The sequence below is a fragment of the Streptomyces sp. NPDC001858 genome (assembly GCF_053594615.1).
In genome coordinates this window covers 135,179-159,655 of the sequence record NZ_JBSFEV010000013.1, presented here as the reverse complement: position 1 = coordinate 159,655, position 24,477 = coordinate 135,179, and the positions used below count along the sequence as shown (strand labels likewise).

At 70.8% G+C, this 24,477-nt stretch carries 22 protein-coding genes and 4 pseudogenes; 20 read left to right on the top strand and 6 right to left on the bottom strand.

What is annotated here, in order from left to right; translation table 11 throughout:
- Positions 1-6: 6 nt before the first annotated feature.
- From sufC to ACWCPF_RS20930, 4 genes are read left to right on the top strand one after another with little or no spacing between them, the layout of a single operon-like run.
- Positions 7-771, top strand: coding sequence for a Fe-S cluster assembly ATPase SufC (gene sufC / locus ACWCPF_RS20945; RefSeq protein WP_451046544.1), 765 nt, complete (start codon positions 7-9; stop codon positions 769-771).
- Positions 768-2,024, top strand: a complete 1,257-nt coding sequence (locus ACWCPF_RS20940) for a cysteine desulfurase (RefSeq protein ID WP_351918926.1) — start codon at positions 768-770, stop codon at positions 2,022-2,024. Before sufC ends, ACWCPF_RS20940 begins: the two co-directional genes overlap by 4 nt.
- Before the next feature lie 18 nt (positions 2,025-2,042).
- Positions 2,043-2,510, top strand: coding sequence for a Fe-S cluster assembly sulfur transfer protein SufU (sufU, locus tag ACWCPF_RS20935; RefSeq protein ID WP_451046543.1), 468 nt, complete (start codon positions 2,043-2,045; stop codon positions 2,508-2,510).
- Positions 2,507-2,839: a metal-sulfur cluster assembly factor gene (locus ACWCPF_RS20930; protein WP_451046542.1), complete on the top strand. Its 333-nt coding sequence runs from the start codon at positions 2,507-2,509 to the stop codon at positions 2,837-2,839. Before sufU ends, ACWCPF_RS20930 begins: the two co-directional genes overlap by 4 nt.
- Before the next feature lie 86 nt (positions 2,840-2,925).
- Here the strand turns inward: ACWCPF_RS20930 and ACWCPF_RS20925 are convergent, their stop codons facing one another.
- Positions 2,926-3,663, bottom strand: coding sequence for an AbfB domain-containing protein (locus tag ACWCPF_RS20925; protein ID WP_451046541.1), 738 nt, complete (start codon positions 3,661-3,663; stop codon positions 2,926-2,928).
- Positions 3,664-4,038: 375 nt separating this feature from the next.
- Between ACWCPF_RS20925 and ACWCPF_RS20920 the strand changes: the two genes are divergently transcribed.
- From ACWCPF_RS20920 to dapD, 3 genes are all read left to right on the top strand, one after another.
- The gene (locus ACWCPF_RS20920) at positions 4,039-4,359 is read left to right on the top strand and encodes a DMT family transporter (RefSeq protein ID WP_451046540.1); all 321 of its coding nucleotides are present in this window, start codon (positions 4,039-4,041) and stop codon (positions 4,357-4,359) included.
- Positions 4,359-4,895: a TetR/AcrR family transcriptional regulator gene (locus ACWCPF_RS20915; RefSeq protein ID WP_451046539.1), complete on the top strand. Its 537-nt coding sequence runs from the start codon at positions 4,359-4,361 to the stop codon at positions 4,893-4,895. Before ACWCPF_RS20920 ends, ACWCPF_RS20915 begins: the two co-directional genes overlap by 1 nt.
- A gap of 124 nt (positions 4,896-5,019) precedes the next feature.
- The gene (dapD, locus tag ACWCPF_RS20910; protein WP_451046538.1) at positions 5,020-6,009 is read left to right on the top strand and encodes a 2,3,4,5-tetrahydropyridine-2,6-dicarboxylate N-succinyltransferase; all 990 of its coding nucleotides are present in this window, start codon (positions 5,020-5,022) and stop codon (positions 6,007-6,009) included.
- Positions 6,010-6,085: 76 nt separating this feature from the next.
- Here the strand turns inward: dapD and ACWCPF_RS20905 are convergent, their stop codons facing one another.
- Positions 6,086-6,589: a hypothetical protein gene (locus ACWCPF_RS20905; RefSeq protein ID WP_451046537.1), complete on the bottom strand. Its 504-nt coding sequence runs from the start codon at positions 6,587-6,589 to the stop codon at positions 6,086-6,088.
- A 152-nt stretch (positions 6,590-6,741) separates the two neighbouring features.
- Between ACWCPF_RS20905 and ACWCPF_RS20900 the strand changes: the two genes are divergently transcribed.
- Together ACWCPF_RS20900 and ACWCPF_RS20895 are read left to right on the top strand one after the other, a co-directional pair.
- Positions 6,742-7,299, top strand: a complete 558-nt coding sequence (locus ACWCPF_RS20900) for a SigE family RNA polymerase sigma factor (protein ID WP_451046536.1) — start codon at positions 6,742-6,744, stop codon at positions 7,297-7,299.
- Positions 7,296-8,513 carry a WD40 repeat domain-containing protein gene (locus tag ACWCPF_RS20895; RefSeq protein WP_451046535.1) on the top strand — a complete coding sequence of 406 codons (1,218 nt, stop codon included), beginning with the start codon at positions 7,296-7,298 and terminating at the stop codon, positions 8,511-8,513. The genes ACWCPF_RS20900 and ACWCPF_RS20895 overlap by 4 nt, the downstream gene beginning before the upstream one ends.
- A gap of 53 nt (positions 8,514-8,566) precedes the next feature.
- On the opposite strand, the gene dapA is transcribed toward ACWCPF_RS20895, so the two are convergent.
- Positions 8,567-9,457, bottom strand: coding sequence for a 4-hydroxy-tetrahydrodipicolinate synthase (gene dapA, locus ACWCPF_RS20890; protein WP_451046534.1), 891 nt, complete (start codon positions 9,455-9,457; stop codon positions 8,567-8,569).
- A gap of 143 nt (positions 9,458-9,600) precedes the next feature.
- Between dapA and ACWCPF_RS20885 the strand changes: the two genes are divergently transcribed.
- Positions 9,601-10,197, top strand: a complete 597-nt coding sequence (locus ACWCPF_RS20885; protein WP_451046533.1) for an ArsR/SmtB family transcription factor — start codon at positions 9,601-9,603, stop codon at positions 10,195-10,197.
- Positions 10,198-10,209: 12 nt separating this feature from the next.
- Positions 10,210-10,944, top strand: a complete 735-nt coding sequence (locus ACWCPF_RS20880) for an SRPBCC family protein (RefSeq protein ID WP_451046532.1) — start codon at positions 10,210-10,212, stop codon at positions 10,942-10,944.
- Between the two features lie 34 nt (positions 10,945-10,978).
- Here the strand turns inward: ACWCPF_RS20880 and ACWCPF_RS20875 are convergent, their stop codons facing one another.
- A complete protein-coding gene (locus tag ACWCPF_RS20875) occupies positions 10,979-12,805 on the bottom strand; it encodes an endonuclease/exonuclease/phosphatase family protein (protein WP_451046531.1) in 1,827 nt (608 codons plus the stop codon).
- Between the two features lie 386 nt (positions 12,806-13,191).
- Between ACWCPF_RS20875 and ACWCPF_RS20870 the strand changes: the two genes are divergently transcribed.
- The 3 genes from ACWCPF_RS20870 to ACWCPF_RS20860 all read left to right on the top strand — a co-directional run bounded on the left by ACWCPF_RS20870 (position 13,192) and on the right by ACWCPF_RS20860 (position 18,334).
- Positions 13,192-14,628, top strand: coding sequence for a hypothetical protein (locus ACWCPF_RS20870; RefSeq protein ID WP_451046530.1), 1,437 nt, complete (start codon positions 13,192-13,194; stop codon positions 14,626-14,628).
- Positions 14,629-14,779: 151 nt separating this feature from the next.
- Positions 14,780-16,240, top strand: a complete 1,461-nt coding sequence (locus tag ACWCPF_RS20865) for an alkaline phosphatase PhoX (RefSeq protein WP_451046529.1) — start codon at positions 14,780-14,782, stop codon at positions 16,238-16,240.
- Positions 16,241-16,750: 510 nt separating this feature from the next.
- Positions 16,751-18,334 (top strand): TROVE domain-containing protein, encoded by a 1,584-nt coding sequence (locus ACWCPF_RS20860; RefSeq protein ID WP_451046528.1) that lies wholly within the window; start codon positions 16,751-16,753, stop codon positions 18,332-18,334.
- Positions 18,335-18,349: 15 nt separating this feature from the next.
- Here the strand turns inward: ACWCPF_RS20860 and ACWCPF_RS20855 are convergent, their stop codons facing one another.
- The gene (locus ACWCPF_RS20855; protein WP_451046527.1) at positions 18,350-18,721 is read right to left on the bottom strand and encodes a YybH family protein; all 372 of its coding nucleotides are present in this window, start codon (positions 18,719-18,721) and stop codon (positions 18,350-18,352) included.
- Between the two features lie 61 nt (positions 18,722-18,782).
- Positions 18,783-19,195, bottom strand: a pseudogene (locus ACWCPF_RS20850) (SDR family NAD(P)-dependent oxidoreductase); the annotation flags it as partial.
- Between the two features lie 95 nt (positions 19,196-19,290).
- On the opposite strand from ACWCPF_RS20850, the gene ACWCPF_RS20845 reads away from it, so the two are divergent.
- The 6 genes and pseudogenes from ACWCPF_RS20845 (at position 19,291) to ACWCPF_RS20820 (ending at position 24,371) form a co-directional block, all read left to right on the top strand.
- Positions 19,291-20,001 carry a GntR family transcriptional regulator gene (locus tag ACWCPF_RS20845; RefSeq protein ID WP_451046526.1) on the top strand — a complete coding sequence of 237 codons (711 nt, stop codon included), beginning with the start codon at positions 19,291-19,293 and terminating at the stop codon, positions 19,999-20,001.
- Positions 20,002-20,016: 15 nt separating this feature from the next.
- Positions 20,017-21,042: a 1-aminocyclopropane-1-carboxylate deaminase gene (locus ACWCPF_RS20840; protein WP_451046525.1), complete on the top strand. Its 1,026-nt coding sequence runs from the start codon at positions 20,017-20,019 to the stop codon at positions 21,040-21,042.
- Between the two features lie 253 nt (positions 21,043-21,295).
- Positions 21,296-21,715 (top strand): annotated as a pseudogene (locus ACWCPF_RS20835) (LacI family DNA-binding transcriptional regulator); the annotation flags it as partial.
- 178 nt (positions 21,716-21,893) lie between these two features.
- Positions 21,894-23,136 (top strand): annotated as a pseudogene (locus ACWCPF_RS20830) (RNA-guided endonuclease InsQ/TnpB family protein).
- Between the two features lie 95 nt (positions 23,137-23,231).
- Positions 23,232-23,651: pseudogene (locus ACWCPF_RS20825) on the top strand (carbohydrate ABC transporter permease); the annotation flags it as partial.
- A 132-nt stretch (positions 23,652-23,783) separates the two neighbouring features.
- On the top strand, positions 23,784-24,371 hold the full coding sequence (locus ACWCPF_RS20820) for a TetR/AcrR family transcriptional regulator (protein ID WP_451046524.1): 588 nt from the start codon (positions 23,784-23,786) through the stop codon (positions 24,369-24,371).
- Positions 24,372-24,477: the final 106 nt, after the last annotated feature.

Here is a 24,477-nt window from a genome sequence, read left to right as displayed (position 1 = left end):
GCACCCATGGCAACGCTTGAAATCCGAGACCTGCACGTCACCGTCGAGGCCGACAACGCCACGAAGGAGATCCTCAAGGGTGTCGACCTGACCGTGAAGCAGGGCGAGACGCACGCCATCATGGGCCCCAACGGCTCCGGCAAGTCGACCCTCGCCTACTCGCTCGCGGGTCACCCGAAGTACACGATCACCGGCGGCACCGTGCTGCTCGACGGCGAGGACGTCCTGGAGATGTCCGTCGACGAGCGCGCCCGCGCGGGCCTGTTCCTGGCGATGCAGTACCCGGTCGAGGTTCCCGGTGTCTCCGTGTCGAACTTCCTGCGCACCTCCGCCACCGCCATCCGCGGCGAGGCCCCCAAGCTCCGCCTGTGGGTGAAGGAGGTCAAGGAGGCCATGCAGCGCCTCAACATGGACCCCGCCTTCGCCGAGCGCAACGTCAACGAGGGCTTCTCCGGCGGTGAGAAGAAGCGCCACGAGATCCTCCAGCTGGAGCTGCTCCGGCCGAAGGTCGCGATCCTCGACGAGACGGACTCCGGTCTGGACGTCGACGCCCTTCGCATCGTCTCCGAGGGCGTCAACCGCGTCCGCGAGACCGGCGAGGTCGGCACCCTGCTGATCACGCACTACACGCGCATCCTGCGCTACATCAAGCCCGATTACGTCCACGTCTTCTCCGGCGGCCGCATCGTCGAGTCCGGCGGCGCCGAGCTCGCGGACAAGCTGGAGAACGAGGGCTACGAGGCTTACACGAAGGGTGGCGCATCCGAGTGACACAGCTGCCGGGCCTCCTCGACACAGAGGCGATCCGCAAGGACTTCCCCATCCTGGACCGCCAGGTCCACGACGGCGCGAAGCTCGTGTACCTGGACAACGCGGCGACCTCGCAGAAGCCGCGCCAGGTGCTGGACGCCCTGAACGAGTACTACGAGCGCTACAACGCCAACGTCCACCGCGGTGTGCATGTGCTCGCCGAGGAGGCCACGGCACTGTACGAGGGCGCGCGGGACAAGGTCGCCGCGTTCATCAACGCGCCCAGCCGCGACGAGGTGATCTTCACCAAGAACGCCTCCGAATCGCTCAACCTCGTGGCGAACATGCTCGGCTGGGCCGACGAGCCCTACCGGGTCGACCACGAGACCGAGATCGTCATCACGGAGATGGAGCACCACTCCAACATCGTCCCGTGGCAGCTGCTGTCGCAGCGCACGGGCGCGAAGCTGAAGTGGTTCGGCCTCACCGACGACGGCCGGCTCGACCTGTCGAACATCGACGAGATCATCACCGAGAAGACGAAGATCGTCTCCTTCGTGCTGGTGTCGAACATCCTCGGCACCGTGAACCCGGTCGAGGCGATAGTCCGCCGTGCGCAGGAGGTCGGCGCGCTGGTCTGCATCGACGCCTCGCAGGCCGCCCCGCACATGCCGATGGACGTGCAGGCCCTGCAGGCCGACTTCGTGGCCTTCACCGGCCACAAGATGTGCGGCCCGACCGGCATCGGCGTCCTCTGGGGCCGTCAGGAGCTGCTGGAGGACCTGCCGCCGTTCCTCGGCGGCGGCGAGATGATCGAGACCGTGTCGATGCACTCCTCGACGTACGCTCCCGCTCCCCACAAGTTCGAGGCGGGCACCCCGCCGATCGCGCAGGCGGTCGGACTGGGCGCGGCCATCGACTATCTGTCCGCGATCGGCATGGACAAGATCCTCGCGCACGAGCACGCGCTCACCGAGTACGCGGTGAAGCGGCTGGCCGAGGTCCCCGACCTGCGGATCATCGGCCCGACGACGGCCGAGGACCGGGGCGCGGCGATCTCCTTCACGCTCGGTGACATCCACCCGCACGATGTGGGCCAGGTGCTGGACGAGCAGGGCATCGCGGTCCGGGTGGGCCACCACTGCGCCCGGCCCGTATGCCTGCGCTACGGAATTCCCGCGACCACGCGAGCGTCGTTCTATCTGTACTCCACACCGGCCGAGATCGATGCTCTGGTCGACGGTCTGGAGCACGTACGGAACTTCTTCGGCTGAAGGGCGTGAGCTGAGACCGTGAAGCTGGACTCGATGTACCAGGAAGTCATCCTGGACCACTACAAGCACCCGCACGGGCGTGGTCTGCGTGATGGCGACGCCGAGGTGCACCATGTGAACCCGACCTGCGGCGACGAGATCACGCTGCGTGTGAAGTACGACGGCACGAAGATCGAAGACGTCAGTTACGAGGGGCAGGGCTGCTCGATCAGCCAGGCGAGCGCGTCCGTCCTGAACGACCTGCTCGTCGGCAAGGAGCTGGCCGAGGCGCAGAAGATCCAGGAGACCTTCCTGGAGCTGATGCAGTCCAAGGGCAGGATCGAGCCCGACGACGCGATGGAGGAGGTGCTGGAGGACGCGGTCGCGTTCGCCGGCGTCTCCAAGTACCCGGCCCGGGTCAAGTGCGCCCTCCTCAGCTGGATGGCATGGAAGGACGCGACGGCCCAGGCCCTGGGCGGAGCCGACGCCGAAAGGAACACGGCATGAGCGAGACCGTTGAGATGAAGCCGGCCTCGGAGGACGAACTCCGCGAGGCGCTGTACGACGTCGTCGACCCCGAACTGGGCATCGACGTCGTCAACCTCGGGCTGATCTACGGCATCCACATCGACGACGCGAACATCGCGACGATCGACATGACTCTGACCTCGGCGGCCTGTCCGCTGACCGACGTCATCGAGGACCAGGCGAAGTCCGCCACGGACGGCCTGGTCAACGAGCTGCGCATCAACTGGGTCTGGATGCCGCCGTGGGGCCCGGACAAGATCACGGACGACGGCCGCGAGCAGCTTCGCGCGCTCGGGTTCAACGTCTGAGCACCTGACACGCGGAGGGGCCCCCGGCGTAGGTACGCCGGGGGCCCCTCCACGTGCGGGTTCTCCGCGTGCGGGTCCGAGTCGGCTCAGCCGAGGGCGGCCACCACGCGGAACGAGAAGTCCGAACGGCCGCTCGTGTTGTAGCCGTACGGGTCCAGACGCAGCGCGAAGTTCTGGTGGCGCAGGAAGCGTCCGGGGTAGTTCACCGACTCCAGCATCACGGCGTCCGAGTACGAGGACGACGGCACGGAGCAGAAGGTGGCGTCCTTCTTGAACAGCGTGGAGCCGTCGTTGCGTTCGGCGCGCAGGACGAAGTTGCGGTGCCGCAGGTAGTCGCCGTCGGATGTCCTGAACGAGTAGCAGGAGCTGTCGGTCAGACCCGCGACGACGGTGAACGTGGAGTCCGCGCGGGATTCCGAGCCACGCGGCTCGTCGAGCTTCACCACGCCGTTGCTGACATGCCAGTAACGGTCGGGGTAGTTGACCGAGCGGACCGAGCGCCGGATGGAGGTCGGCGGCTTGGGGTCGGCCGGCTTATTCGTCGGTGACGCGGAGGGCGGGGTCGAGGCGCCCGGCGTCGAACTGCCCTGCGGGGTGGGCGAGGACGAGGCCGAGGACGAGGCCGAGGCCGATGTCTTCGGCGACGGGGACGCGGACGTGCTGCTCTGCGCCGATGTCGACGTCGACATCGGCGACGCGCTCGAGGTGGGCGTGGCGAAGGAGATCAGACCGCCCGCCGTCTCGTCGTCCGACAGGGTCTGTCCCTCCCGTGCAGCCGCCTTCTCTTCGTCGACAGGCTTGTCGTTCAAGGCGATTGCGGTCACGCACGCCACGATGGTGGCCACGGCGAGACCGCCGGCCAACCAGAGGCGTCGTGTTCCGGGGGCCCGGGAACTGTCCGGGGCCCAGCCGTTCTCCCAAGGCTGCTCCTGGGACGGCCGGGACTTGTCTATTGGCATGCGCTGTTCCTCCAGCGGCACTTCTTGCGGCTGCCGCGGCTGCGATGGCCCGGTGTGTGAACGGTGAAACAGTAGTGGAATCTGTGGCTCGCATTCATCCGTTTGAGGGAGCGCTTTCCATAACGCTTTCGAATCTGCGGCCAGTTGGGGCAAGGGTCGTATCGGGTTGTGTGCCGATGTGTACGGCGATGTCTCCAACGATGCGTACGCCCGTACGCATCGTTGTGTACACTCGTACGCATGGGATATCTGACACTCGCCGGCGCCATAGCCGCCGAGGTGGCCGCGACGACCGCCATGAAGTACAGCGAGGGCTTCAGCCGGCTCTGGCCCTCGCTGCTGACGGCCGTCGGCTATGTCGTCTCCTTCCTTCTGCTCGCCCAGACGCTGAAGAGCGTCGGGATCGGCACCGCGTACGCCATCTGGGCAGGGGTCGGCACCGCGGCCATCGCCGTCCTGGGGCTGACCCTGTTCGGCGAGTCCCTCACGCTCACCAAGGTCGCGGGGGTCCTGCTGATCATCGGCGGAGTGGTGGTACTGAACCTCGGGGGCGCGCACTGATGGCCCGCCGCTACGACCCCGAGCGGCGGCAGCGGATCATCGACGCGGCGATCCGCGTCGTCGGCGAGAAGGGCCTGAGCGGGCTCAGCCATCGCTCGGTCGCCGCCGAGGCCGACGTCCCGCTCGGCTCCACCACCTACCACTTCGCCACCCTCGACGAACTGATGATCGCCGCCCTGCGCCAGGCCAACGAGGGCTTCGCCAAGGTGGTCGCGGCGCGCGGCGGGCTGACGGACACCCGCGTCGACCTGCCCACCGAACTCGCCGGACTGCTCGGCGAATGGCTGGCCGGCGACCGCACCGGCGTCGAGCTGGAGTACGAGCTCTACCTGGCCGCCCTGCGCCGCCCCGCGCTGCGCCCCGTCGCCGCCGAATGGGCCGACGACCTCATCGCGCTCCTCGTCCGCCGCACGGACCCGGTCACCGCCCGCGCGCTGCTCGCGCTGATGGACGGCATCTGCCTCGAGGTGCTGCTGACGGACGTGCCCTACGACGAGGGGTACGCGCGAGCGGTGTTGGCGCGGCTCGTTCCGTAGGGACGCGGCTCGTTCCGTAGGGACGCTGGGGAACTCACGAGGTGGGAGGGGTGGTCCGGCCCGGTTGCTGAGACACCGCTGTGCGGGTTGGCCTCTGCGGCCCCCGGCCGGTTAGGTTGCCCTCATGACCGATATGACTGCTCCTCGCACCACCGGCGCCGTGGCCGCCGGCCTCGCCACGATCGCCGCCGACGGCACGGTTCTCGACACCTGGTTCCCCGCGCCCGCGCTCGTCGCCGAGCCCGGCCCGTCCGGCACCGAGCGGCTGTCCGCGGACAAAGCGGTGGAGCTGCTCGGCGAGGGCGCGGCGAAGGCGACCGGTGCGGACGCCCGCCGGGGCGTCGAGGTCGTCGCGGTCCGCACGGTCATCGCCTCCCTCGACGACAAGCCGCTCGACGCGCACGACGTCTACCTGCGGCTGCACCTGCTCTCCCACCGGCTAGTGAAGCCGCACGGGCAGAGCCTGGACGGCATGTTCGGCCACCTCGCCAACGTGGCCTGGACCTCGCTCGGCCCGGTCGCCGTCGACGACATCGAGAAGGTCCGGCTGAACGCCCGCGCCGAGGGCCTGCACCTCCAGGTCACCTCCATCGACAAGTTCCCCCGGATGACGGACTACGTTGCCCCCAAGGGGGTCCGGATCGCCGACGCCGACCGGGTCCGGCTCGGCGCGCACCTCGCCGAGGGCACCACGGTCATGCACGAGGGCTTCGTCAACTTCAACGCCGGCACGCTCGGCACGTCGATGGTCGAGGGCCGGATCTCCGCGGGCGTCATCGTCGGCGACGGCTCGGACATCGGCGGCGGCGCCTCCACGATGGGCACGCTGTCCGGCGGCGGCAACGTGATCATCTCCATCGGCGAGCGCTGCCTCATCGGCGCCGAGGCGGGCGTCGGCATCGCGCTCGGCGACGAGTGCGTCGTCGAGGCCGGCCTCTACGTCACCGCGGGCACCCGGGTCACCATGCCCGACGGCCAGATCGTCAAGGCCCGCGAGCTGTCGGGCGCATCCAACATCCTCTTCCGCCGCAACTCGGTCACCGGCGCGGTCGAGGCCCGCCCGAACAACGCGGTGTGGGGCGGCCTGAACGAGATCCTGCACAGCCACAACTGATCGACCCCCGTATGCCGAAGCGCCCTCTCGCCCGCCGGCGGAAGGGCGCTTCGGCATGCCGCCCCCGGGGGCCGGTTCAGGTGGGCAGGCCCGTCGCGAACTCCGTCAGGGCGGTGAAGTCCTCGTCGCGGAGGCCGAGTCGGGGGTTCACGTGGTGCAGGAGGGCAGGTGCCGGGTGGTGGGCGGTGACGTAGGCCGTGTCGGCGGGGGACTGTTCGTCGTCCACCCAGGCGAAGGGGCGGCCCGCCGCGTGGGCGACGATCGTCTGCGTCTTCCAGTGGACGCCGTCGGGCCGGTGGGCGAACAGCACCTTGCCGAAGTCGACGTACGGCAGCTCGGGCAGGCCGATCACCGGGGCGATCCAGCGGTTGGCCTCGGCCATCCAGGTCGTGGCCCAGCACAGGTCGTAGGGGAGGCCGAGGAGAGCCGCGCCGTGCCCGGGGTTCAGCCACACCCGCAGCGGCCGCGCCCGGCCCACGGACGCCCTGATCGTCGTATAGCCAGCGGGCCGCTTGGTGGGCTTGGCGGCGTACGGGTTCAGGGGGCCGTCGACGTCGAGATAGAGCAGGGGCCGACTCATACGGCCACCGTACGGAAGCCGGGCCGTCGGCCGCCGGAAATTTTTCGGTCGCCGCCGCGCAGCGCAGGCATAGCGGGAGCGGGGCGCGCGCGTCACAAGGGACACAGGGGCCGGACAGCGGGTCCGCTCCCGGGGGAAGAGTGAAGGTGACGATGGATGCCGAAGCCCTGGAGAGCTTCCGAGATTTCGTGGAGAGCAGGTCGTCGGCGCTGCTGAGAACCGCCGTCCTGCTCAGCGGCGGCGACCGGCACGCCGGCGAGGACCTGCTCCAGAACGCCCTGGCCAAGGCGGCCGGCCGCTGGCACCGCATCGACGAACCCGAGGCCTATGTACGCCAGGTCCTCTACCGGCAGCAGATCAGCCGCTGGCGTCTGAAGTGGCCCCGGCGCGAGGTCAGCGTCGCCGAGCCGCCGGACGGCGGAGCCGGCCCGGACGCCTCCTCGGCCGCCGAACTGCGCGTGGTGATGCGTTCGGCCCTGTCCCGGCTGACCGCGCGCCAGCGCACCGTGCTCGTCCTGCGCTACTTCGAGGATCTGCCGGAGGCCGAGGTGGCCGCGATCCTCGGCTGCTCCGTGGGCACCGTGCGGTCCACGACCCACCGCTCACTCGCCCGGCTGCGCTCCCTCGCGCCGGAACTGGCCGCTCTCGGCCCCGCGGCGGCCGAGCAGGCGCCGTCCCCCGATTTCTCGCCCGTGGAGGTGCGCCCGTGAACGTCGACGAACTCGTCCGCGACTCCCTGCGCGAGCAGGCCGACGAACAGCAGCCCGCCGGGCTCGGCCTCGCCGACCGGGTGCTCGGCCTGCGCCGGCGCCGCCGCAACCGGCGGTTCGCGACCGTGGCGGCCGCGGCCGTCGCCGTGGTGGTCGTCGCCGTGGCGGTGCCCACGATGGAGAGCGCCGCAGGCCCGACCGCCGTCAGCCCCGCCGACGTCCCGGAACCCACCGGGATCAGCGCCCACCCGGACCAGTCGCCGCCGCGCGATCTGATCGCCGCCGGGCGGACGGCGCTGGCCGCCTACTTCTCGACGACCCTCGTCCCGCAGACGGCGGAGCGGTCGGTCACCACGCGCACCTACTGGCTGCTGAACCCGACGACGCAGAAGTACGAGAAGACCACCAAGTGGTCGTGGGTGGCCGTCGCCCCCGGCCTGCGGACCGCCGCCGTGCTGGAGCAGAACCTGCCCGTCAGCCGGATCGGCCTGCTCGACCTGGCCAGCGGCGAGGTCAAGCGGTGGATCGACGTCGACCACGCCGTGGGCGGGCTGGCCTTCTCGCACGACGGCAGCGAGCTGGTGGCGACGACCTACGGCGAGAACCCGGACCGGCGGCTCAAGGCCCCCGTCAAGGGCAGCGTGGACGCCTACCTCGAGGAGTCGACCCGCACCGGCTTCTACCTCGTCGACGTCGCCTCCGGACGGCGCTCCTGGAGCGAGGTGCGGCTGCCCGACCCCAGCGACCCCGGAAGCTACGTCAACACCCGTCAGGACTTCGCCTTCAGCCGCGACGACCGCCTCGTCTGGTCCGGTTCGACCCAGGATCCCGGCTACCGGTACTACGACCGGAAGGGCGGCGAGGTCGCCCCGCCGGCCGCGGAGAAGTACGTGCAGTGGTACGTCGGCGCGGGCCTCTCGCCCGACGGCAAGCGACTCGCGGGTGACTTCGCGGGCGAGAAGTACCAGACGTCCTCCTGGATCCTGGACCCGAGGACCGGCAAGAAGCTCACCGAGACGCGCGGCCAGCAACTGCTCGCGTGGGCCGACGACTCCTCGCTCATCGCCTGGGACATCGGCGCGGACGGCGACGAGTATCACCAGCGGCTGGTGCTGGTCACCCCCGGCAGCGACAAGGTCGTCCCGCTCAGCGACTTCCGGTCGACCGAGGACCACACCCCCGGACGCTGGACGCCGGTCTTTGCGGACCGCTGACTGGCCCTCGCCCGGGACCCGGCCGACCCAGCCGTGAACGACGGCCGGGCCGGTCAGGCCACGAGACGTTCGTAGGCCGCGCGCAGCCCGTCGACCGTGTCCCGGTCGGCGGGCCGCAGCGGCGCGCGGACCGGGCCGGACGGCAGACCGAGGTCGTTCAGCAGCCCCTTGACGGTGACCGTGCCGGGCAGCCCCGAGGACATCACCAGCTCCACCAGCTCGGTGGCGCGTTGCTGGAGCCGGGCGGCCTCGGCGGTGTCTCCCGCGTCGAACGCGTCCAGGACGGCGCGGAGTCGAGCCGGAGCGATGTTCGCGACGGTGCTGACGTAGCCCGCCCCGCCCACCGCGTAGAGCGCGAGGTTGTGCTCGTCGCAGTCCGCGTAATAGGCCAGCCCGGTGCGGGCGAGCACCTTCTGGGCGCCGAGGAAGTCGTAGGAGCAGTCCTTGACCGCGACGATCCGCGGGTGCTCGGCGAGCCGGAGCACGGTCTCCGGCTCGATCCGGGTGCCGGTGCGGCCGGGGATGTCGTACAGCATCACCGGCAGCCCGGAGGCGTCCGCGACCTCCCGGAAGTGCGCCTCCAGGGCGTCCTGCGGGGGTCGGCTGTAGTACGGGCTGACCACGAGGACGCCGTCCGCGCCCGCCTTCTCGGCGGCCGCGGCGAGTTCGAGGGTGTGGCGGGTGTCGGCCGTGCCCACCCCGGTCACGATCGACGCCCGGTCGCCCACCGACTCCCTTACCGCCGCCACCAGTTCCGCCTTCTCGGCGTCCGAGGTGGTCGGCGACTCGCCCGTGGTCCCGGAGAGCACCAGTCCGTCGCAGCCGGCGGACACCAGCCGGTCGGCGAGCCGCTGCGCTCCGTCGAGGTCGAGCGCGCCGGAGCGGGTGAAGGGCGTGACCATCGCGCAGAGCGTGCGGCCGAAGGGGCTGTCCGTCGTCGTCATGGGAGTAGTCTCGACCGCCACCACAGTGAAGCTCTACTTAATTTTTCTACGGAGTATTGATAAGAGATCCTGTAGATTCTGTCCTCTCTGCCGAAAACTCCAGTGTCCTGGACAAAAAAAGTTTTCGGTGAGACGGTGGACGCATGCTGGACGTCACCGTGATCGAGGACCCCGAGGCCGCAGCCGTCTCCCTGGACCCCATACGGGCCAGGCTGCTCGCCGAGCTGGCGGCCGGGCCCGCGTCGGCCGCGATGCTGGCCGGCCAGGTCGGGCTGCCGCGGCAGAAGGTGAACTACCACCTCAAGGCGCTGGAGCGGCACGGCCTGGTCGAGCTCGCCGGCGAGCGCCGCAAGGGCAATGTCACCGAGCGGCTGATGCGGGCGACGGCCGCCTCGTACGTGATCTCGCCGCTGGCCCTCGCCGCGGTGCAGCCGGACCCGGACCGCTTCCGCGACCAGCTCTCCGCGCGCTGGCTGCTCGCGCTCGGCGCCCGCCTGGTGCGCGACGTCGGCTCGCTGATCACCGGCGCGGCCAAGGCCGACAAGCGGCTCGCGACCTATGCGCTCGACGGCGAGGTGCGCTTCGCCTCGGCAGCCGAACGGGCCGCCTTCGTCCAGGAGTTGACGGCGGGCGTCGCCGCGCTCGTGCGCAAGTACGACGCTCCGGACGCCGAGGGCGGCCGGCCCCACCGGATCGTCGTGGCCGTCCATCCCACCCTCAGGGCAACAGAGTTGGAATAGTCAGGAGTCACCATGTCCAAGGAATTCGAGATCGTCCGTGAGTTTGAGGTCGACGCCACGCCCGAGGAGGTGTGGGAGGCGATCACGAACGGCACCGGCGGCTATCTGTGGCCGATGGAGGCCCCCGAGCCCAAGGTGGGCGGCACGGCGGCCTTCGGCTCGACCGTCACCGCCTGGGACCCGCCGCACCACCTCACCGTCCGCAGCGAGGACGTCGGCTTCTCGGTGCAGAGCGTCAACCAGCTCGAACACGTCGTCGAGCCACGGGACGGCGGCCGCCGCGCCTGGGTGCGGTACGTGCACAGCGGGATCTTCGTCGACGACTGGGACAACCAGTACGACGGCGCGAGCAGGCACACCGACTTCTATCTGCACACCCTGCGCGAGTACCTCGTCCACTTCGCGCCCCGCCCGGTGACCTTCGCCCAGCTCGACGGCCCCGCGGGGTCCACCGCGCCCGACGCCTTCGCCGCCGTCGGACCGGCGCTCGGGATCGCGGACGACGCCCGGGTGGGCGACCGGGTGCGGGTGCGCGGGCCGGAAGGCTTCGACGCCGTGCTCGACTACCGCAACGCGTACTTCATCGGGCTGCGCACCGACACCGCGCTGATCCGCGTCTTCGGGCGCAACCACTGGGGCGCGCCGGTCGGCGTCAGCGTCCACGACTTCGCGCCGGACGCCGACGCCGAGGCGAACGAGGCCGCATGGCAGGGCTGGCTGAACACTGTGTTCAGCCGGCCCAGTTGAGCGCCTCGGCCGCAGCTTCAGCCGTAGCCGGGGCTCACGGCTCGAAGCGCAGGATCTGCGGGTCGTGGTCGCTGATCTGGTCGTGGAACTCCGAGTTGATGTGCACGCTGTCGTACGCGAAGTCGCAGCCGCGCCGGATCGACGGGCTCACCAGGATCTGGTCCAGGACCTGCTGGTTGCCCTGGTAGTCGTAGGTGTAACGCTCGCTCTTCGGCAGCGACTTGATCGCCGACCACAGCGCGCCGTCGCTCTCCAGGAGCTGGGCGGTGCCGGAGAACTCGAAGTCGTTGATGTCGCCGAGGGCTATGACGTCGGCGTTCTTCTGCACGGCGAGGATGTCCTTGACGAACGCGTTGACCAACGTCGCCTGCTGGTGGCGCTGGGTCTCCGAGCTGCGCGCGACCGGCTGGTACTGCGCGTGCAGCGCCTGGTCGCCGCCCTTGGAGTTGAAGTGGTTGGCGATCACGAAGACCGTGCGGCCCCGGAAGACGAACTCGCCCGCCAGCGGCTTGCGGCTGTTCGCCCAGGCCGTGTTCGCCGGGTCGATCCGCCCGGGGGAGGCGGTGAGCCGCGCCTTGCCGTGCACCTCGGCGACGCCGGCGGCGGTGGTCGCGTCGCCGCCCGCGCGGTCGGTGAAGGAGACCCGCTGCGGGTTGAACAGGAACACCTGGCGGATGTTCCCGCCCGGCTCGCCGCCGTCGGCGTTGTTCGTCGGGTCGATCGAGCGCCAGTCGTACCTCGGGCCGCCCGCGGCCACGATCGCGTCGATCAGCCTGCCGACCGTGACGCCGGCGGCGACCGTGCCGTCGTTCGTCGCGCCGTTGTCGTCCTGGATCTCCTCCAGGGACACGATGTCGGGCGACTTCAGGTTGTTCACGATCGCGGAGGCGTGCTCCTCGAACGTGGCGTCGGACGGGTCCAGGTTCTCGACGTTGTACGTCGCGACCGCCAGCTCGCCCTTCTTCTGCTTCTGCGTCGTCTCCCGCTCCAGACCGCCGCTCTTCAGCGCCCCGATCGTGTGGGCGACGAGCGTGTAGCCGCCGAACTGGTTGTAGTCGAGCGGGCCCGCGGTGACGCCGGTGAGGGTGTCGCCGACGTTCGCGACGGGGAAGTCCGCCGTCGCGCCGAGCGACTGGATCTGCAGCCGGCCGGTGTTCTGCGAGGTGTAGGAGCCGTACAGCGTGCCACCGCGGCGGGTGGTGTTCTCGCGCGGCTTCACCGTGACCCACAGCTCGGTGAACGGGTCGGTCGCGGTGACCACACGGGCGTCGGCGACCTGGACGTTCATGCCCTCCAGGGACTCGTAGTAGTCCAGGGCGTACTTCTTCGGCGCCAGGGTGAGGCCGTTGACCGAGTTGCCCGCGGCGGCGTCTCCGGCCGGGGTGTACGCGGCCGGCACCGACTTCGCGTTCACGACGGTCGCGGCCGGGACCGCGTTGCCGCTGGAGAGGACCGTCACCGTCGGCCTGGTGAGCTCGGTGATCGACTGGTTGCCGGTCGCGGCGCCGCCCGGCACGAACTCCGCGACCGTGCCGGTGACCGTGACGGAGTCGCCGACGGCGACCTTCGGGGCGGAGCCGGTGAAGACGAAGACGCCCTCACTGGTGGCCGGGTCGGCGTCCGGGGCCGGATCCTGGATCCAGAACCCCTTGGACGAGCCGTAGGTGCGCACGCCGGTGACGATTCCGGCCACACCCGTGACCGCCTGGCCGGCGTAGGGGGAGGTTCGGGTCGTGCCCTGGATGTCGTGAACGGCCACCGTGTCCGCGTGCGCGGGCGCGGTGAGGGCGACGGTGGAGGCCGCGGAACAGACGGCGGCGACGGTGAGCGCGGCGAGACGCGCGGACTTGTTGCTCGGCAACGGAATCCCTCCGGGGACGTACGTGAGCGCCGGGACGAGGGTGGAACCAGGTGGAACGAGGGCAGAACCGGGTGGAACGAGGGCGGAACCAGGTGGAACGAGGGTCGTGCGGGGACGGCGGAGCCGCGACCGGTGGGCGGGGTGCGACGCGCGTAGAAAATACCGCGAGCAGAAAATACGGTGAACAGCTGTCCAGTGGATTTCTACGCGCGTCAATCTCGTGCCTGGTCAGTCCAGTTGTCAAGGTTTCAGCCATGTACGCAGCCCGACGGGTAGATGAACCGGGCGGCATGGGTCCATATCCGTCTAGGCTGAGTGGCCCAGTGCCCCAGCGGGCCCAGTGCCCAGCGGGCCGGAGGCACCACGCGCCCTAGGAGAACCAGCCGATGTCAGACAGCTCCCCCCTGCCGCCGGTGCGGCTGCACCCCGAAGCGGAGCTGGCGCGCGACGCGCTGTCCACGCCGTTGCTCTCCCGAGCCGCCCTGCTCGCCCGCTGGGCCGGCCCCGACACCCGGGTCGACGCGGGCGGCGGCCTCGTCGAGGAACAGCTCACGGCCGCCGCGGAGGCGCTCGCGCTGACCGGCGAGGACGCCGCCGGCCACGCGAGCGAGGCCTGGCGGGTCGCCGTGGACGCGGGCCTGGTGGAGGTCGTCGACGAGGAGGCCGGCACCGTCACGGCCGGCGAGGAGCTGGCGCTGCTGACCGGCGGCACCCCGCACGACGTCCTCGCCGTCTGGCTCGGCGCCCTGGAGACCGTGCTCGCCGACGCGGCCGTCCCCGACCTGGACGAACTGATCGACGCGATGGACGAGGGCGGCCAGGTCGACTTCTCCCGGCTCGACTGGAACCCCGAGGCCGAGGCCGAGTTCCTCGACGGCGTGCTCGGCAACCTCTACCTGCTGACCGCCAACGAGGACGGCCCCGGCGACGGCCCCGTCCCGCTCCCCGCGCTCGCCGCCTCCATGATCATCCCCGGTGACATGGACGAGCCCACCAACGACGTCCTGGAACAGGTCTCGGACGCGATGATGCGCCTCGACGACCAGTTCCGGCTCCTGGAGCCCATCGGCCTCGTCGCCTACCAGCCCGTCGACGAGGCCCTGATGGCCGACCCCGACGACGGGGCCGCGGAGCCCGCCGCCCCGGTCGACGAGACCGACGTCTCCCGCTACGGCATGGTCCGGCTCACCCCGCTCGGCCTCTACGGGCTGCGGGCCCGGCTGCTGGAGGCCGGCTTCGACGCCCCGGCCGTCGGCGACCTCGCCGACAAGGGCGCCGACGCCCTCCTCGACGGCAGCGCCGGGTACGGCCCGCGCGCCGCGCTCGCCGAGACCGAGCACTGGCTCGCCCACCGCGAACCCCTCGCCGCCGCCCGGGACCTGCTGGCCGCCGCCCGCGGCTCCGACCCCGGCGCACCGCTGCGCCGGCTGCGCTGCCAGCAGGCCCTCTCGCTGGTCGGCGCCCAGGCCGAACCCGCCGTGCGCGAGGTCCTCGACGACGCCGAACTCGGCGGCCTCGCGCGCGTGTGGCTGAGCGAGCTCGGCGCAGCGGACGTACCCGCCCCCTCCGAGGACCTGGTCTTCTGGCTCACCATCGACACCCTCGCCGCCCAGCTCGCCGCCGAGGGCAACTCCGAGGAGCTCCAGGCCCTCGTCGAGGGGCTCGCCCAGCAGCACAGCGGCTTCTTCGCGGCGGCCTGGCGCGTCGACCACCCGGCGACCCCGGACGTCCTGGAGGCCATGGGCCGGCTGCACCCCGACAAGCGCATCGCGAAGGAGGCCCGCAAGGCGGCGTTCAAGGCACGGTCGCAGCAGGGCGGCTGACGGCTTCCCGCGGCGCCCCCGGGGCGGATTCATGGAAGCGGGTCTGTTGAAGTCGCCCTCCGTTCAACTCCCGTTCAGATATGGGCGGGACGGTGTCGCCGGACCGAGGTCCGCCGTCCTCCACGGCACTTCCACCGTCTCAGGAGACACCATGTCGCTCACCCGCAGGGACTTCGCCAGAACCTCCGCGATCACCGGGGCCGGGGTCGCGCTGGCGGGCAGCGTCGGCGCCCTCGCCACCGCGCCGAACGCCCTCGCGGCCACGGACGCCGAAGACGCCCAGGACGCGTCGCAGACAACGGGGACCGGGCACCACGGGGTCGGCTACGGACCGCTGCTCCCCGACCCCGACGGCATCCTCGCGCTGCCCGCCGGGTTCACGTACCGCGTCATCACCTACAGCGGGAAGACCACGCTGGAGTCCGGCGAGAGCACCCCGTCCAACCACGACGGCACCGCCGCCTTCTGCGGTCCGCGCGGGGCGACCCTGCTCGTCAACAACCACGAGCTGAAAGGCCCGCGCGCCGACTGGGAACATCCCGTCCCGCTCACCGAGGGCCTCGTCTACGACCCGGCGGCCTCCGGCGGCTGCACGGTCGTCGAGGTGCGCCCCGGCAACCGGGTCGCCGAGTGGGTCGGCATCGCCGGCACCTCCACCAACTGCGCGGGCGGCAGCACCCCTTGGGACACCTGGCTCACCTGCGAGGAGACCGAGGACAAGGCCGGCCAGAACGGCATGACCAAGGACCACGGCTATGTCTTCGAGGTCGACCCCGAGGACCGCCGCGCCAACCGGAACCCCAAGCCGATCAAGGCGCTGGGCCGTTACGCCCACGAGGCCGTCGTCATCGACCCCAAGCGCGGCCACGCCTTCCTCACCGAGGACGCCTCCGGCCCCAACGGCCTGCTCTACCGCTGGACCCCGCCGGCCGGCTTCCACCACGGCCGCGGCAAGCTGCGCACCCTCGCCGACGACGCCGGCGTCCTCCAGGCCTTCAAGTGCTTCGACTCCGGCGGCAAGTTCGTCGACGACCTCTCCCGCGCCACGAAGATCGGCACGGTGTACGGGGTCGACTGGATCGACGTCCCCGACCGCGACGCCAAGTCGGTGCCCGTGCGCAAGCAGTTCGCCGACGGTCAGGTCACCCGCGCCCGCAAGCTGGAGGGCATGTGGTGGGGCGACGGCGGCACGTACATCGTCTCCTCGTACGCCCGGACGGAGAGCCCCGGGCAGGCGCACGACGGCGCCGTCTGGTTCTACGACCCGGGGCGCCGCACGCTGACCCTGAAGGTGCTGCTCGGCGTGAACCCCGACCCGTCCGTCGACGGCGCCTTCGACGGCCCCGACAACATCACCGTCTCCCCCTACGGCGGCCTCGTCATCGCCGAGGACGGCGAGGGCGTCCAGCACCTCTTCGGCGCCACCGACAGCGGCCGCACCTACCCCATCGCCCGCAACGAACTGAACATGGGCACCGAGGACGAGCCCGAGTACAGCGAGTTCACCGGCGTGACCTTCTCCCCCGACGGCCACACCCTGTTCGCCAACATCCAGGACCCGGGAATCATGCTGGCGATCACGGGGCCGTGGAAGCGGCAGAAGCGCGGCTGAACTTAATTCGCTCGCCCGTCCCGCGGCACGCCTCCTACAGTGGTGCACGTCCAGGTGCGAAGGCAGGACCTACTTCCACTGATAATGGGGCGGCCGCGGGTTCGAGTCCCGCCACCGGTACAACGCACCGGTGTAGCTCAGGGGTTAGAGCACCTAATGTCGGTTCCGCCGACCTGAACTCTGGACACCACAACTTCATGCACCTCCCGGTGCGCAGGCTGCGGCTACTTCTCTTTCAAAGAATCCAGGCCGCCGCCGAATTGATCTCGGGAGGCGCAGCACATGGTGGGTGCCCGGTGCGCAGGCGGCGGATACTTCGGGAACTGGTGGGGTGAGAATCCCCGTGCGGGTTCGAATCCCGTCATCGCAACAAGCGGTGTGGCGGAAACGGAAGACGCGCCAGTTATAAGCAACCGCAGTCGACTTCGATCTCGGGCACCCTCCATTTGCTGCGCCTCCCTCCGAAACGCGACCGAAAGGTCGTCCCGACGAATTCGGGGGGAATTCACCGTGGCCCGCTTCAACATCCGTGCGCGCAAGACGCAGCCCACCTCGCCCGTGACCACCACCGGCCGGGTGCTCCGCACCCACCAGGGCGGCCGCGGCCACGAGCGGGACGCGCGCTCCGAGCTCTTCCTGCTCGCCGTCTCCAACCTGGTCTCCCAGAAGACGTTCCACGAGTCCGGCGCCGACCGCGACGACCGGTTCGCGAAGCTCGTGCGCGAGCTCGCCGTCAGCGACCCGACCTGGACGGCCGGCCTGCTCGGCTGGCTGCGCGGTGCGGGCAACCTCCGTACGGCTGCGGTCGTCGGCGCCGCCGAGTACGTCAAGGCGCGCCTCGACGCGGGCGCGACCGACGGTCCGTCGAACCGGCAGGTCGTGGACTCCGTGCTGCAGCGGCCCGACGAGCCCGGCGAACTGCTCGCCTACTGGACGAGCGTGTACGGCCGCAACATCCCCAAGCCCGTCAAGCGGGGCGTCGCCGACGCCGTCCGTCGGCTGTACGGCGGCAAGTCGCTGCTGAAGTACGACACGGCGTCCAAGGGCTACCGCTTCGGCGACATCCTCAACCTCGTGCACGCGGCGCCTGACCCGGACAAGCCGTGGCAGGGCGAGCTGTTCCAGTACGCCCTGGACCGCCGGCACAACCCGGACACCGCCGTGCCGCCCGCCTCGGACCGGGTCCTGACCGCGCACCGCGAGCTGATGGCGCTGCCCGTCGCGGACCGGCGTGCGGTGGTCACCTCGCCGGCCGGGGCCGAGCGGCTCGCGGCGGCCGGGATGACCTGGGAGGCGCTGGCGGGCTGGCTGCAGGGTCCGATGGACAAGGAGGCCTGGGAGGCGGTGATTCCGTCGATGGGGGCGATGGCGCTGGTCCGCAACCTGCGCAACTTCGACCAGGCCGGGGTCTCCGACGAGGTCGCGGCACGGGTCGCGGCGAAGATCAGCGACCCGGCGGAGGTCGCGCGCTCGCGCCAGTTCCCGTTCCGGTACCTCGCCGCCTACCGGCACGCGCCCTCGCTGCGCTGGGCGTACCCGCTGGAGCGGGCGCTCGGCCACTCGCTGGCCAACGTGCCCGCGCTGCCCGGCCGCACGCTGGTGCTCGTCGACCGCTCGGGCTCGATGTTCTACTCGCGGCTGTCGGAGCGCTCGGAGCTCAACCGGGCCGACGCGGCGGCGATCTTCGGCACGGCGCTCGCGCTGCGCGCGGCGGACGCGGACCTCGTCGAGTTCGGCACCAACAGCCGACGCCTGGGCTTCGACGAGGGCGAGTCGGTGCTGAAGATCCTGGAGCGCTTCGGCGACCTGGGCGGCACCGACACCACCTCGGCGATCCGCGCGCACTACCGGGGCCAGGACCGGGTGCTGATCGTCACCGACGAGCAGTACACGCACAACCGCCACGGCGACCCGACCGGGCAGATCCCGGCGCACATCCCGGTGTACACCTGGAACCTGGCCGGGTACCGAGCGGGCCACGGCCCGTCCGGAAAGGCCGACCGCCACACCTTCGGCGGCCTCTCGGACGCGGCTTTCCGGATGGTGCCCCTGCTCGAAGCCGCCCGGAACGCCGACTGGCCGTGGGCGGCCTGACGGTCAGCCTGACGGTCAGTCGAGGCGTGAGACCTGGTAGTGGCTGATGTACCAGTCCGCCGCCTCCCGCTTCAGCAGGACCGCGAGGTGGACGGAGAGCGTGGGCCGGTCGGCGAAGGCGAAGTCCACGCTCTGGTAGCCGAGGACGAGGTCGTCGGCGAGGCGTCTCGTCTCGACGATCCGGTAGTCGGCCGTCATGCCGAGCGGCTGGGAGGCGTAGTACGCGGCGACTCCCGGCCGCCCCACGCTGTAGGGGTGCAGGCCCTGGAAGATCGCGTCCTCGGTGAAGAGGGCGGCGGTCCGCTCGGGCTCGTGCCGGTCGACGGCCGTCTTCCACCGGTCGAGGACACCGCGGAGGATCGTCTCGTCGTCTGCTGTGCTGATCATGGGGCTCTCTCGGTGGGTGGGATCGGGCGTTCGGTCGTTGGGTTCGGTCGTTCGGCTCGGGTCAGTGGCCGGCGCTCACGCCTCCGTCCACGTGGAGGATCTCGCCGGTGACGAACGGGGCGTTCTCCAGGTAGACGACCGCGTCGATGATGTCGCTCTGCTCGCCCATCCGGCCGACGGGGTGCAGCGCGGCCAGGAAGTCGTGCGTCTCCTCGGCGTGCATCGGCGTCTTGATGGTGCCCGGCGACACGGCGTTGGCGCGGATGCCACGAGCGGCGTACTCGATGGCGAGGGACTTGGTCGCGGACTGCAGACCGCCCTTCGTCAGCGAGGCCGGCACGAGGGCACCCGGGAGTCGGGGCTGTCGACGAGGCTGGTGGTGATGTTGACGATGTGCCCGCCGCCCTGCTCCAGCATCCGCTCGACGGCCAGTTGGGTGATGCGGAAGAACCCGCCGAGGTTCACGCCGGTCACCGGGTGTACGACCGGTCGTCTACCTGTGACCGGCCACCGGCCACCGGCTACCGGGCTCTTGCCGTTCCGTGGGCTGATATCTAACATTTCAGTTCATGGAAGCCGTACCCCGCACCCTCCTCAGGGACCGCGCCTACGCAGCGATCCGGGACGCCATCGTGGCCGGGGACATCGCCCCCGGCGCCGTCGTCCGCGACGCCGATCTCGCGGAGCGGCTCGGGCTGTCCCGGGCGCCCGTGCGGGAGGCGTTCGCGCGGCTGGTCGACGAGGGGCTGCTGGAGAGCAAGCCGCAGAGCTACACGCGGGTCACCCCGGTCGTCGCGTCCGACGTACGGGACGCGGCGGCCGTCGTCGGCGCGATGCACGAACTGGTCACCCGGGTCGCGGTGCCCCGGCTGTTCGCGGCGGACGTCGAAGGGATGCGCGCGGCCAACGAGCGCTTCACGGCCGCCGTCGGCGCCGGTGACGTCGATGCCGCCCTGCGGGCCGACGACCAACTCCACGACATCCTCGTCCGGGCCGCCGGCAACCGCGCGGCCGCCGCCACCGTCGCCCGCTACACCCCGCTCATCCGGCGGCTGGAGCGCCGGCGCTTCGGCGAGGGCGGCACCTGCCGTTCGGCCGGGCTGCACGGACGTCTGATCGAGGCCTGCGCCGACGGTGACGTGGACGAGGCGGTCCGGGTCACGGCGGAGATCTGGCGGACCCTCGCCGACCTGGCCGACCACGTCGACCTGGCCACTCCGGCAGGCCTGGCCACTCCGGCAGGCCTGGAACACCCGGAAGACGCGGCCGATTCCGACTGAGCCACAGGAGGCTCCATGTCCCCCAAGTCCCTCTCCTCGTACGAGCGTTACCCCCTCCTCTTCGGCCCCTCGCCGGTCCACCCGCTGGAACGCCTCACCGCCCACCTCGGCGGAGCCGCCCTCTGGGCCAAGCGGGAGGACTGCAACTCCGGGATCGCGTACGGCGGGAACAAGACCCGCAAACTGGAGTACCTCGTCGCCGACGCCCTCGCGCAGGGGTGCGACACGCTCGTGTCGATCGGCGGGGTGCAGTCCAACCACACCCGTCAGGTCGCGGCCGTCGCCGCCCGGGCCGGGCTGAAGTGCGTGCTGGTACAGGAGAGTTGGGTGGACTGGCCCGACTCCGTGTACGACAAGGTCGGCAACATCCTGATCAGCCGGCTCGCCGGAGCCGACGTACGACTCGTCCGGGCCGGGTTCGGGATCGGCTTCAAGGAGAGCTGGGAGCAGGCGCTCAGGGATGTCGAGGAGGCGGGCGGAAAGCCCTACGCCATCCCGGCCGGCGCCTCCGACCATCCGCTCGGCGGGCTCGGCTTCGCCGGCTGGGCGTACGAAGTCGCCGCACAGGAACGCGAGTCGGGCGTGTTCTTCGACACCGTGATCGTGTGCTCGGTGACCGGCTCGACGCAGGCCGGGATGGTCGCCGGGTTCGCCGCGTTGGAGGAGGCGGGCGGCCGGGCCCGCCGGGTGATCGGCATCGACGCCTCGGCCAAGCCCGCCGAGACCCGCGAGCAGATCGCCCGCATCGCCCACCGCACCGGTCGACTGATCGGCGTGCGCAGGGAGTTGACCGTCGAGGACGTCGAGCTGGACGAGCGCTGGCACGCGGGCGTCTACGGCGTCCCGGACGAGACCACCCTGGACGCGATGCGGCTCGCGGCCCGCACCGAGGGAATGGTCACCGACCCGGTGTACGAGGGGAAGTCGATGGCCGGGATGATCGACCTGGTCGCCGGCGGCGAGATCGCCGCGGACTCCACCGTGCTCTACGCCCACCTCGGCGGCCAGCCCGCACTCAACGCCTACAGCGCCCTGTTCTAACCCGCGGTGCCCGCGGTGCCCGCGGTGCCCGCGGTGCCCGCGGTGCCCGCGGTGCCCGCGGTGGCCCGAGGCAGCCGCGGCACCTGCGGCGGCCCACGGCACCCACGGCACCCGAGGCGACGCGCGCCGACCCGAGGCGCCCGCGTCGACCCGCCGCGACTGCGTGCTCTGCTCACTCCGTCCGTCGGCCCCGTGAGGACCCCGGCCGGGCGGTGGGGGAGCATTCACGTGACGGCCGGATACGGTGCACAGCGTGTGGGCCGACGATCAGCCGAGGGAACCGCGTGTCGACGAGTCCGGCGGTCCCAGCCGCCGGGCCACGATCCATGACGTCGCACAGTTGGCCGGGGTGTCGCGCCAGACGGTCTCCCGGGCCGTGAACGACAAGGGCGAGATCGATCCGGCCACCAAGGAACGCGTGCTGGAGGCGGCGCGGCTGCTGAACTACCGGCCGAGCCGGTTCGCCCGGGGGCTGGTCCGCAAGGGCGCGGTGACGACCGGGCTGGTGATCCCGAACCTGATGAACCCGTTCTTCCCCGAGGTGGCCGCCGGGGTGCTGGAGGCCGCCGAGCAGCGCGGCTGGCAGGTCGTGGTGTGGGACTCCCGCATCGACTACGCCCGGGAGCGTGAGGCGCTCGACGTGCTGTCCCACCAGGCGGACGCGGTCGTGGGCTGCCGGGATTCATTCGCAATGCTCCGGCCTTCAGGCCGGGGGTGTAGCGAATCCTGGGATTGCGACGCGGAGCGTCGCGGTGGCGTTCCGGCGGAGCCGGGCCCTGCTCCGTGACGGTGACGGGCCGCTCGCATGTTCCCGGTGACGACGTGGGTTCGACGTGCCTAATGTGATCGTCATGCAGCTCAGGTACAGCTTCCGCGTGTACCCGAACACCGCTCAGCAGACCGCGTTGGCGAGGGCGTTCGGGTGCGCCCGTGTCGTGTTCAACGACGCGGTCCGCGCCCGTGAAGACGCCCGTACGGCCGGGCAGCCGTTCCCGACGGCCGGTCAGCTGTCCACGCGCCTGATCACCGAGGCCAAACGGACAGCCGAGCGTGCCTGGCTGGGCGAGGTCTCCGCGGTGGTGCTCCAGCAGTCTCTGCGGGACGCCGAAACCGCGTACCGCAACTTCTTCGCCTCCCTCAAAGGCACCCGGAAAGGCCCGAAATTGGGCCCGCCCCGCTTCAAATCGCGCAAGGATGCCCGGCAGTCGATCCGGTTCACCGCCAACGCCCGCTGGAACATGACCGGCAGCGGCCGTCTGAACCTGCCGAAGATCGGCGCGCTGAAGGTGAAGTGGTCCCGCACGCTGCCCACCACCCCCAGTTCCGTCACCGTCGTCAAGGACGCGGCCGGCCGGTACTTCGCCTCCTTCGTCATCGACACTGACCCCGCCGTCGACCAGGCACGCATGCCCGACTCCGACCGTACGATCGGCATCGATCTCGGCCTGACCCTCCCCCAGAGGGGGTGCCCCCATTGCGGTCCTCTCCAACGGCGAGAAGATCCACTCCCCGCGCTTCCTCCGGCGCTCGGAGAAGAAGCTGAAGAAGGCCCAAAAGGAGCTGTCCCGCAAGCAGAAGGGATCGAAGAACCGCGCCAAGGCCCGCCTCAAAGTCGCCTGCGCCCACGCCCAGGTCACCGACGCACGCCGCGAGTTCCACCACCAACTCTCCACAAAGCTGATCTCCGAGAACCAAGGGATCGCCGTGGAGAACCTGGCGGTGAAGGCTCTGGCCCGCACCAGGCTGGCCAAGTCCGTCCACGACGCCGGATGGGCACAGTTCCTCGGCATGCTCACGTACAAAGCGCAACGGTACGGCCGCACCCTGGTCACCATCGGCCGGTTCGAGCCGACCTCCCAGACCTGCTCCACCTGCGGTGTCAAGGACGGGCCCAAACCCCTGAACGTCCGGGAATGGACCTGCAGCGCCTGCGGTACCGTCCACGACCGGGACACCAACGCCGCGATCAACGTCAAACAGGCCGCCGGACTGGCGGTGTCGGCCTGCGGAGCGCCGGTAAGACCAGGAGCGATCCCGGCACAGCGCGAAGAAACAGGAAGCCACGGATTCCCGACCGGAAACCGTGCCGCGTAGCGGCACAGCAACCAGTCGAGAAGGCCAGAATCCTCGCCCTTCAGGGCGAGGAGCATGTCAATTCAAGAACGAGGACGAGGTCCTCGCCGCCGGCTTCGCTGAAAGCGCTGATCATCCCCGGCGCGGCCAACGCCTTCGGCATCTTCTGGATGCGCCAGTACGCGCAGAACTCGCTGCCCGACGAACTGCTGGACGCCGGACGGATCGACGGCGCCGGGTTCTTCCGGCTGTACTGGCAGATCGCGCTGCCGCTGTTCCGGCCGGCCCTGGCGTTCCTCGGCATCTTCACGTTCATCGGCATCTGGAACGACTACATCTGGCCGCTGGTCGTCATGATCGACCCGGAGAAGGTCACCCTCCAGGTCGCCCTGGCCAACCTCAACGTCCTCTACAACACCGACTACTCCCTGGTGATGGCCGGGGCGTTGATGAGTGTGATCCCGCTGATCATCGTGTTCCTGATCGGCGCGCGCCACTTCCTGCGGGACCTCGCGGCGGGGGCGACGAAGATGTGAACCCCGGCGCGCCGGACGGGCGGCCCGGGCCGGCGCCCGTCTGGTGCCGCCGCGCGATGTGGTGGACCATGCGGACAGCGCGACAGGACCCGGTCGCCCGAGAGAGTCCCCGGTTCGCAAGGAGTCAGCTGGATGACGCGAGGAAGACCCATGCGCGCGGACGCTCGCCGCAACTACGAGCGCTTGCTGCAGGTGGCGGCGGAGGCCTTCGCCGAGCATGGGGAGGGCGCGTCCCTCGACGACATCGCCAAGCGGGCGGGTGTCGGCTCCGGCACGCTGTACCGGCATTTCCCGACGCGGCAGGCGCTGCTGGAGGCGGCCTACCTCGACCGCGTCGAGGCGCTCGCCGCCCGGGCCGACGAACTCGGCGCGGAGCTCCCGCCGGGTGAGGCGCTGGTGGCGTGGCTCAACGAGCTGTGCGTCGGCACGATCCAGGTCCGCGGCATGAAGTCCCTGCTGGGCTCGGCCGTCACGGACGGCAGCGCGGCCGCGGTCACCGCCTGCGGCACCAACATGAACGAGGCGGCGGCCCGGCTGGTCGGCGCGGCCCAGCGCGAGGGGACCCTACGGCCGGACGTCGAACCGATCGACGTCCTGCGCCTCGCCCACGGCGTGGCGACAGCCTCGGAACTGGCGAACGGCGACACCGGCGCCATCCACCGCTACGTATCCCTACTGACAGAGGGCCTCCTGCCCCAGGACCTACGCCCCGCCCGCTGACGACGAGACCCCACCCGCTTCGGCGGCGGCCGCCCCGATGACGGTGTCGGTCGCGGTTCGCGGCGAGGGGGGTGGGGGCGCCCCCGTAGGGGCGGGCGCCCGTCGG